The organism is Streptococcus sp. GMD4S, from assembly GCF_000296955.1.
Genome location: NZ_AJRE01000068.1, coordinates 1 through 8,926 on the forward strand (window position 1 = coordinate 1; position 8,926 = coordinate 8,926).

The following is an 8,926-nucleotide window of genomic DNA, read 5'->3' on the forward strand; positions in this document are numbered from 1 at the left end:
GACGATTTTCCCAACATTAAAGTAGTTCATCTTGTCTCCTGTATCTATTTCTATCCTTTATTTTATCACGTTCCAGGGATTTTCACAAGTTGGAGAAAATCAGCTATAATCCCAAAATTGCTAGTAGTTTCCTCTTTAATGTTAATTTATATTTAAAAGAAGAAATATTTATATTCCCGTTATACATATTACTATAAAATGTATACTCCCCAATTTGACCTTGACTTGTCTTCCATTTCATTCTTAAACTAGGTATAGTCTCAGGTAAATTTGTATAAATCAATAAGCATGTATAATTTTTTAAATTTTTGACTGTATGTATTTTATCTTGAACGACTAAACGATTACTTTTTGAATCATAGATTAAAGAATAAAATTCTACAATTTCAATATCAACTTCTTTTGGATAAAAAATCAAATGGTTATAATGTTTATCATTTTTATTATGTTTAAACTCATAAACATGATGAAATCTCGTATGTAAGTAAGGAATCAAATTCGATTGGTTTAATTGCCTGAATTTCGATATTATTAATATAGGCCTTATTCTGGAAACTAATTTTTAAAATTACACCTATAAAAGTCGAAATCTGTATAATTCGTAATAACCAATCAATATACATCGCCCAGTCTATTTTTAAAAAATAATCAGTGTTCAATATTTCTCAAATCTCCCTTCAAAAATCCTTCCAAATCTCTTTCATGCTGATACTTAATGGCAGACTTCTTATCTTTGTCAAAGATGGTTTTGGTTAGGTCAATATCGTTGATGGCCGCAATTGCAACCGTATAGTGAATGATATCTGCCAGTTCTTTGGCTAGTTCCTCGTTTGAGTCCTGAACGCCCTCTTTTCGACCAGAGCGCCCATTCAAGACCTCAGCTACTTCTCCGACTTCCTCCACTAGTTTGATAAAGAGGCCTTCCTCAGTTCGAGACTGTTGGTAATGTTCGAGTAAGTAAGCTTGTAATTGTCTAAAGGTTAAATCCTTCATCTTCTCCTCCACAAAAAAGCGAGACATCTGTCCCGCTTTCTTTATTTTTCATCGATAACGATTCTTACTTTCTTGTCTTCAGTTGGGACAGAGTAGACAATCGTTCTTATCGCTGAGATAGTGCGACCCTTACGACCGATAACACGACCGACATCGCTTTGGTCAAGATCCAAGTGATACTCCAAAAACTCTGGCGTGTCTTCGATCTTGATAGTTAAGGCATCAGGGTGTGAAATCAAAGGTTTCACAATCGCAATAATGAGATTTTCAATCGTATCCATCTGTCAACCTACTTTAAACTTATTTTGAGAATTTAGAATCGTGGAATTTTTTCAATACGCCTTCTTTTGAAAGGATGTTGCGAACTGTATCTGAAGGTTGAGCTCCATCAGCCAACCATGCAAGAACGCGGTCTTCTTTCAAAGTTACTTGGTTTTCAGCAACAAGTGGGTTGTAAGTCCCAACTGTTTCGATGAAACGTCCGTCACGTGGTGAACGTGAGTCTGCTACGTTGATACGGTAGAAAGGTTTTTTCTTAGAACCCATACGAGTCAAACGGATTTTAACTGCCATTTTTTAATGTCTCTTTTCTTATTTTTTTATTTCGGTGAAATAGCTGAGCTATTTAGCACATGTTCTATTATAGCAGATTTCTGACAGGTGTCAAGAAAAAAACTTGACAGAGTCTTAATTTTTTTAACTACTAGAAATTTTTAGTAAAATCTTTTACATTTGAAATCAAACTCCTTTTAAGGTACAATGGTAGAAATGAATTTTTGAGAGGTTAACAATGAAAAAACTAGCAACCCTTCTTTTACTATCAACTGTAGCCCTTGTTGGATGTACTAGTATCCAACGTGGTCTCCGTGGTGATGAATATGTCGACTCTAGTATCTCTGCTGAAGAAAGCTCAAAAGCAGCTGCTCAGGCTGCCAAAGATTTGAATGACGCTTTGACAAATGACAATGCCAACTTCCCTCAACTTTCTAAGGAAGTTGCTGAAGACGAAGCTGAGGTCATTTTACACACAAATCAAGGCGATATCCGCATCAAACTCTTTCCAAAACTAGCACCTCTTGCGGTTGAAAACTTCCTTACTCACGCTAAGGAAGGCTACTATAACGGCATCACCTTCCACCGTGTCATCGATGGCTTTATGGTTCAAACTGGAGATCCTAAGGGAGATGGTACAGGAGGCCAATCTATCTGGCATGATAAGGATAAAACGAAGGACAAGGGAACTGGTTTCAAAAATGAAATCTCTCCTTACCTATACAATATCCGAGGAGCCCTTGCTATGGCTAACACTGGTCAACCAAACACCAACGGTAGCCAGTTCTTCATCAACCAAAATTCAACAGATATTTCAGCTAAACTCCCTACAAGCAAGTATCCAAAGAAAATCATCGAAGCCTATAAAGAAGGTGGAAATCCAAGTCTAGACGGCAAACACCCTGTCTTTGGTCAAGTCATCGATGGCATGGATATTGTTGACAAAATTGCCAAGGCTGAAAAAGATGAGAAAGACAAACCAACGTCTGCTATCACCATTGATAGTATCGAAGTGGTAAAAGACTACGATTTCAGCAAAAAATAAGCCATCAACAGATAAGGAGACGATGACATGATTTTATTTTGGGGTTCTAAAGGTTATCAGAAAGATTTGGGACATACGCAAACAGCGATCGAATGTGGTCACTGTAACAATGTCGACACATGGGAGATCGTAGAAACTGGACGCAAATTTACCCTCTACTGGATTCCACTTTTTCCTTATGGTAAAAGTTACTTCGTTTCTTGTCCGATTTGCCACTACGGTAAAGAAATTGAGAAATCTGAAGTTGAAAACTATTTAAATTACTAGTCAAAAAAGCCAAGTCATTTCGACTTGGCTTTTTTAGCACCTTTAAGTTAGCTTGTTAAAGTCCCAGATTTGGTCCATCCAGCCTTCATAAAAGTCTGGTTCGTGGCAAACCATTAGAATACTTCCTTTGTATTCTTTAAGCGCCCGTTTGAGTTCATCCTTGGCATCTACATCCAAGTGGTTGGTCGGCTCGTCCAGCACTAAGACGTTATTTTCACGGTTCATCAAGAGACAGAAACGCACCTTGGCCTGTTCCCCACCTGACAAGACTTGAATTTGACTTTCGATGTGCTTGGTTGTCAAACCACAACGAGCAAGGGCCGCACGAACTTCTGCCTGATTGAGTGCAGGAAAGGCATTCCAGACAGCTTCAAGAGGGGTTTGACGATTGCCACCTTCTACTTCTTGCTCAAAGTAACCAAGTTCTAGGTAATCACCGCGTTCAACTTCCCCAGCGATTGGCGGAATAATGCCCAAGAGAGACTTCAAGAGGGTTGTTTTCCCGATACCATTTGCCCCGATAATAGCAACCTTTTGATTGCGTTCAAAGGTGAGGTTTAAAGGCTTAGTCAGAGGACGGTCATAACCAATCTGCAAGTCCTTGGCTTGGAAGATAAAACGCCCTGGCGTACGAGCTGTTTTGAAATCAAAGGATGGTTTTGGCTTCTCACTTTGCAGTTCGATAATATCCATCTTGTCGAGTTTCTTTTGACGGGACATGGCCATATTACGCGTTGCAACACGCGCTTTGTTTCGAGCCACGAAATCCTTGAGGTCTGCAATCTCTTTCTGTTGGCGTTCGTAGGCTGCCTCCAGTTGAGATTTCTTCATAGCATAGACTTCTTGGAACTGGTAATAGTCACCAGAGTAACGCGTCAGCTGTTGATTTTCCACATGGTAGACGATATTGATTACGTCGTTGAGGAAAGGAATATCGTGCGAAATAAGGACAAAGGCATTCTCATAGTTTTGGAGATAACGCTTGAGCCAGTCAATGTGTTCAGCATCCAAGTAGTTGGTTGGCTCGTCAAGCAACAAAATATCTGGTTTTTCAAGGAGGAGTTTAGCCAAAAGCACCTTGGTTCTTTGTCCACCTGATAAGGCTGTTACATCTGTATCCATGCCATAGTCCATGACACCCAGAGCACGCGCTACTTCATCAATCTTAGCATCCAAAGTATAGAAGTCACGACTCTCCAAACGGTCTTGTAGTTCGCCAACTTCTTCCATGAGCGCGTCGATATCCGCTCCGTCTTCAGCCATTTCCATATAGAGGTCATTGATACGAGCTTCTGCTTTAAATAGCTCATCAAAGGCTGTACGCAAGACATCACGCACGGTTTGACCTTCCTTTAGTACAGCGTGCTGATCCAGATAGCCAGCAGTCACATATTTGGACCACTCCACCTTCCCTTCATCTGGTAACATCTTACCAGTCACGATGCTCATAAAGGTTGATTTCCCTTCACCATTGGCGCCGACTAGACCGATATGTTCTCCCTTGAGGAGACGGAAGGACACATCTTCAAAAATTGCACGGTCACCAAAACCGTGACTTAAATTTTTAACTTCTAAAATACTCATTCTAATTCCTTATCTTGTTTTTATGCAGTCCTTTATAGAGGACCCAAGCCAGATAGCCTCCCAGGGTATTGGTCCACAAATCATCAATCTCAAAGACGCGATTAAAATCAAAGAAAAAGTCTAAGACCAGTTGCGTGCACTCGATTCCTAAACTCAGTAGAAAGCTGAGAAGGATGATTTTTTTGGTTTGTCGCAAGTTTGGGCAGAGATAGATCAGTTGAAAGACTAGTGGGAAAAGCAAGAAGACATTTAAAATGTTCTGCAAAAAGATCCAAAGGACTTGTCCCAAACTAGTCACTTCACCCAGTTTCCAAAAGGAGTTTAAGGGAGTTAAAAGAAAAACCAGGCGTCCAAAAGTTTGAATACCTGGAGTTTCCACTCCTGTAGGAAGTTGAGGTTGGGGAGTAAAACAAAAACAGACAATGCAAAGACTGTAAATAGCCACTCCCAATCTTAAGATTAATTCTCTTTTTTTAGTCATTTTATGGATTTACCGCTGCGACTGCCTTCTGGCGGTCACGTTTCATTGTATTGGAGCGTAATTGTCCACAAGCTGCATCAATATCTGTACCATGCTCTTGACGGACAACACAGTTGACCCCTTTTTTCTTGAGGGTATCGTAGAAGGCCATCACGCGCTCTTTAGGACTACGGCTATATTGGTCATGTTCACTAACTGGGTTATAGGGAATCAAGTTTACATAAGACAATTTCTTGATATTCTTGAGCAATTCAGCCAATTCCAAGGCTTGTTCAACACCATCGTTGACTTCATTGAGCATGATATATTCAAAGGTCACACGGCGATTGGTTGTTTCGATATAGTACTCAATAGCTGCAAAGAGCTTTTCAATCGGAAAGGCACGGTTGATCTTCATGATGCTTGAGCGCAATTCATTATTGGGTGCGTGAAGAGACACAGCCAGATTGACCTGTACGCCTTCATTAGCAAAGTCACGAATTTTATGGGCCAAACCTGAAGTTGAAACAGTGATGTGACGAGCACCGATAGCCATCCCCTTGTCATCATTGATGGTGCGGACGAAATTCAACACATTGTTGTAGTTATCAAATGGTTCTCCAATTCCCATGACAACAATATGACTGACACGCTCGTCCTGACCACGCTCATCAAAATATTTCTGAACCAGCATGATCTGCGCTACAATTTCACCGTTATTAAGATCACGTTGCTTCTTAATCAAGCCTGACGCACAGAAGGTACAACCAATATTACAGCCAACCTGAGTGGTCACACAGACTGACAAACCGTAGTGTTGACGCATGAGTACTGTCTCAATCAACATGCCATCTGGCAACTCGAAAAGATACTTAACAGTACCGTCAGCTGACTCTTGTACGATGCGTTGTTTCAATGGATTTACGACAAACTGCTCATTGAGCTTGGCAATCAAATCCTTGGAAAGGTTGGTCATTTCTTCAAATGACTGGACACGTTTACGGTAGAGCCATTCCCAAATCTGATCTGCTCGGAATTTCTTTTCTCCTTGTTCTAACACCCATTCTTGCATGGCTTGACGTGTTAAACTATAAATAGACGGTTTCATCTCTTCTCCTTATTCTCTATCTATTTCTGACGAATGACAAAATGGCGCTGTCCCTTGTCCTCTTTCTGAGACTTTTGGTCCTTATGACGACGTCTATTTCGCTTATCCGCATTTGGTTTTCTCTTGTTTTGCGAAGGTTTCTTTCCTCTTCTAGGAAGATTCTCCTCTTCCTTTTTACGTATTTTCTTGTCAAATGAAGCACGCTTAGGTGCTTGGTTTTCTAGGACAAAATAAGCACAACCATAACTACAGTACTCCAAAAGATAATCCTGTAAGCGACTGATTTTTTCAATTTTTTCCTCTGTTCGATCGTCTTTGTAAAAACCTCGTAGGCGAAGCTGTTCATTGCTCCAGTCCCCTACGACATAATCAAACTTGGTCAACACTTCTGAAAAGCGCTGATTAAAGACGGTCACATCGAAAGCCTCCTTGATATTTTCAACCAAGGTAAAAGCAATCCCTTCAGTCTCAACTTTATCCCCATTTATCTGAAATTCTGGGCCAGGAAACTTGTTATAATTGTATAATTCAGGTGAAATTTCTTTACGCATAGTCTTCCTTTTCCACGATTACTTAACACTCTATTTTACCATATTTTCTACAAGTTGGCACGAATATCCTGAAAATGAAAAAAGTCTGACGATTCTGTCAGACTTCTGCTTGAAAACCTTAAAAAGAGAAGAACAATTCTTCCCTCCATATTTTATTATTTAGCTGCTGCGTAAAGCTCGTCTACCTTGTTCCAGTTAATCACTGAGAAGAAAGCTTTGATGTAGTCAGGACGCACGTTGCGGTATTTCACGTAGTAAGCATGTTCCCAAACGTCCAAGCCCAAGATTGGTTTTTTACCTTCTGAGATTGGTGTATCTTGGTTTGCTGTTGAAGTCACTTCAAGCTTCCCTTCTTTGTTGACAACCAACCATGCCCAGCCAGAACCAAAGCGTGTTGTAGCTGCTGCTGTAAAGGCTGCTTGGAACTCTTCAAATGAACCAAATGTTGCGTCGATTGCTGCTGCAAGTTCTGCTGAAGGGGCAGTCTTTTCAGGAGTCATCAATTCCCAGAAAAGAGCGTGGTTCAAGTGTCCACCACCATTGTTGATAAGCGCTTGGCGGATATCAGCTGGGATAGATTCTACATCAGCAAGCAAAGCTTCAAGGTCTTCACCGATTTCAGGGTGTTTTTCAAGAGCAGCATTGGCATTGTTGACGTAGGTTTGATGGTGCTTGTCATGGTGCAAGTGCATTGTTTCAGCATCGATGTATGGTTCCAAGGCGTCATACGCGTATGGAAGGTCTGGTAAGATAATAGCCATCTGTAATACCTCTTTTTCTTTCTATAAGAAAATGATAACGCAATCATCCTCTTTTTTCAAGTTTTTTGCTCAATTTGCTTCAGCCGCGATCTGCAAGAGTGCCTTTTCAAACAAGTAACTTTTTTCATAGACACCTGTCTTAATCTGGTAGTCTGTTTCAATCAAATAAGAAATCGCTTGCTTGAGAAAAGCCAAGGAAATCCCTCTCGAATCTCTTAATGCGAACTTGATTTGATAAGGATTAGGATTGCGTCCCAAATAAGTCCCCAGACTGCTTACAATCTGCGATTCCGTTTGACCAGAATCTGATAAGATTTTCACTTGGGTAAAGGTTCGGAACTGTCCTAACATGACAGCTATGAGCTTGATTTCGTCTTCCCCTTGCAGGGTCAAGTCTCTGACCAAGTCACGGGCCTGATCAATCTTCTTAGCTAAAATAAACTGAGTTAAGTCGAAAATATTGTCCTGAAGAGTCTTGGGAATGGCTTCGATAATATCCTTTTCCTCAATCACATCGCCTGGCTTATAAGACTGTAAAAAGAGGAGATTTTTCTGGATTTCGCTAAACTGAAAGCCAGACTTGATGAGTAGATTTTCAAAAGACTTTTCCGCAAACTTCAAACCTTGTTTCTGGCTCCATTTTTGGAAATACTGGCGCAATTCTTGTTCTTTAGCTTCTACTGCATCAAAGACCTTGGCATCACGTTTGAGCAGTTTGACCAATCGTCTCTTGCTATCCAGTTTTCCTTCTGCAAATATCAATAACTTGGTTGTTGGCGAAGGGTTATCAAGGTATGCCTCAAACGACTTGAGCTCATCATCTGCTAAAAAGCGTTTCTTGGCTGTTGTGATATCGACAAAATGGTCTAATATCACGATTTTCTCATCCGCAAATAAAGGGAGACTGACCAGCTCCAACTCTAAGTCTTTATAAGCTACTTCTTTCATATCAAAGTAAGCAAAATTGAGATCAGCTGGATCATAACCAATCTGTTTCAACACTTGACTCTTCATAACTTCAAACTGGCCCTGATCTGTCCCTGTAAATAGATTCAAGCTAGATAGATTTGATAAAGTCAACGTCTGACTGTCTTCAATGGCAAGCATCATCTCTCCTTTCTTCTGATTTTTTATTAAACTTAATCAATATAGCGCAATTTCCCACGGAAATCTTCTAGGCTCTCGTATCCTTTTTCCGCCATGATTGCTTTTAGTTCATTGGTAATGCGTTCAAAAGCACTGATACCTTCTTTGTGAAGAGTGGTCCCTACTTGCACCATACTCGCACCGCAGAGGATATGTTCAAAGGCATCACGACCCGTAAGAACGCCACCCGTTCCGATGATTTGGATTTGGGGATTTAAACGTTGGTAAAAGGCGTGCACATTCGCTAGAGCAGTCGGTTTGATATACTCTCCACCAATGCCTCCAAAACCGTTTTTAGGGCGAATAACGACAGACTCATCTTCGATATAGAGACCATTCCCGATAGAGTTAACACAGTTAACAAATTTGAGTGGATACTTGTTAAAAATAGCTGCCGCTTGGTCAAAGTGGACAATATCAAAATATGGTGGCAACTTGATTCCAAGAGGTTTGGTAAAG

General features: G+C 40.4%; 12 protein-coding genes. 2 read left to right on the forward strand and 10 right to left on the reverse strand.

Going from position 1 to position 8,926, the window contains the following annotated elements:
- Positions 1–648: 648 nt before the first annotated feature.
- Genes GMD4S_RS06115 through rpsP form a run of 3 tightly spaced genes read right to left on the reverse strand, consistent with a single transcriptional unit; the run spans position 649 to position 1,566 of the window.
- Positions 649–993: a MazG nucleotide pyrophosphohydrolase domain-containing protein gene (locus tag GMD4S_RS06115; RefSeq protein WP_000654122.1), complete on the reverse strand. Its 345-nt coding sequence runs from the start codon at positions 991–993 to the stop codon at positions 649–651.
- A gap of 41 nt (positions 994–1,034) precedes the next feature.
- Positions 1,035–1,274, reverse strand: coding sequence for an RNA-binding protein KphA (gene kphA / locus GMD4S_RS06120; protein ID WP_000379615.1), 240 nt, complete (start codon positions 1,272–1,274; stop codon positions 1,035–1,037).
- A gap of 19 nt (positions 1,275–1,293) precedes the next feature.
- Positions 1,294–1,566: a 30S ribosomal protein S16 gene (gene rpsP, locus GMD4S_RS06125; protein ID WP_000268760.1), complete on the reverse strand. Its 273-nt coding sequence runs from the start codon at positions 1,564–1,566 to the stop codon at positions 1,294–1,296.
- Positions 1,567–1,783: 217 nt separating this feature from the next.
- Here rpsP and GMD4S_RS06130 point away from each other — a divergent pair, with 217 nt between their 5' ends.
- Complete coding sequence (locus GMD4S_RS06130; protein ID WP_000731940.1) at positions 1,784–2,590, forward strand: peptidylprolyl isomerase; 807 nt, start codon at positions 1,784–1,786, stop codon at positions 2,588–2,590.
- Between the two features lie 27 nt (positions 2,591–2,617).
- Entirely contained in the window at positions 2,618–2,857 is a 240-nt protein-coding gene (locus GMD4S_RS06135) for a zinc-ribbon domain-containing protein (RefSeq protein ID WP_000600214.1), read from the forward strand.
- Positions 2,858–2,899: 42 nt separating this feature from the next.
- Here GMD4S_RS06135 and GMD4S_RS06140 read toward each other — a convergent pair whose 3' ends face one another.
- From GMD4S_RS06140 to GMD4S_RS06170, 7 genes are all read right to left on the reverse strand, one after another.
- Positions 2,900–4,441, reverse strand: coding sequence for an ABC-F family ATP-binding cassette domain-containing protein (locus tag GMD4S_RS06140; protein ID WP_000025360.1), 1,542 nt, complete (start codon positions 4,439–4,441; stop codon positions 2,900–2,902).
- Between the two features lies 1 nt (position 4,442).
- Entirely contained in the window at positions 4,443–4,922 is a 480-nt protein-coding gene (locus tag GMD4S_RS06145) for a VanZ family protein (protein ID WP_000163102.1), read from the reverse strand.
- 1 nt (position 4,923) lies between these two features.
- Positions 4,924–6,009 carry a 23S rRNA (adenine(2503)-C(2))-methyltransferase RlmN gene (gene rlmN, locus GMD4S_RS06150; RefSeq protein ID WP_000804751.1) on the reverse strand — a complete coding sequence of 362 codons (1,086 nt, stop codon included), beginning with the start codon at positions 6,007–6,009 and terminating at the stop codon, positions 4,924–4,926.
- 20 nt (positions 6,010–6,029) lie between these two features.
- The gene (locus GMD4S_RS06155) at positions 6,030–6,560 is read right to left on the reverse strand and encodes a YutD family protein (protein ID WP_001224385.1); all 531 of its coding nucleotides are present in this window, start codon (positions 6,558–6,560) and stop codon (positions 6,030–6,032) included.
- Positions 6,561–6,715: 155 nt separating this feature from the next.
- Positions 6,716–7,321: a superoxide dismutase SodA gene (sodA, locus tag GMD4S_RS06160; RefSeq protein ID WP_000974733.1), complete on the reverse strand. Its 606-nt coding sequence runs from the start codon at positions 7,319–7,321 to the stop codon at positions 6,716–6,718.
- Positions 7,322–7,390: 69 nt separating this feature from the next.
- Positions 7,391–8,428 (reverse strand): DNA polymerase III subunit delta, encoded by a 1,038-nt coding sequence (gene holA / locus GMD4S_RS06165; protein ID WP_000879628.1) that lies wholly within the window; start codon positions 8,426–8,428, stop codon positions 7,391–7,393.
- A 32-nt stretch (positions 8,429–8,460) separates the two neighbouring features.
- Positions 8,461–8,926 (reverse strand): dihydroorotate oxidase (locus tag GMD4S_RS06170; protein WP_000419194.1); only part of this gene is annotated, 466 nt, incomplete at its 5' end.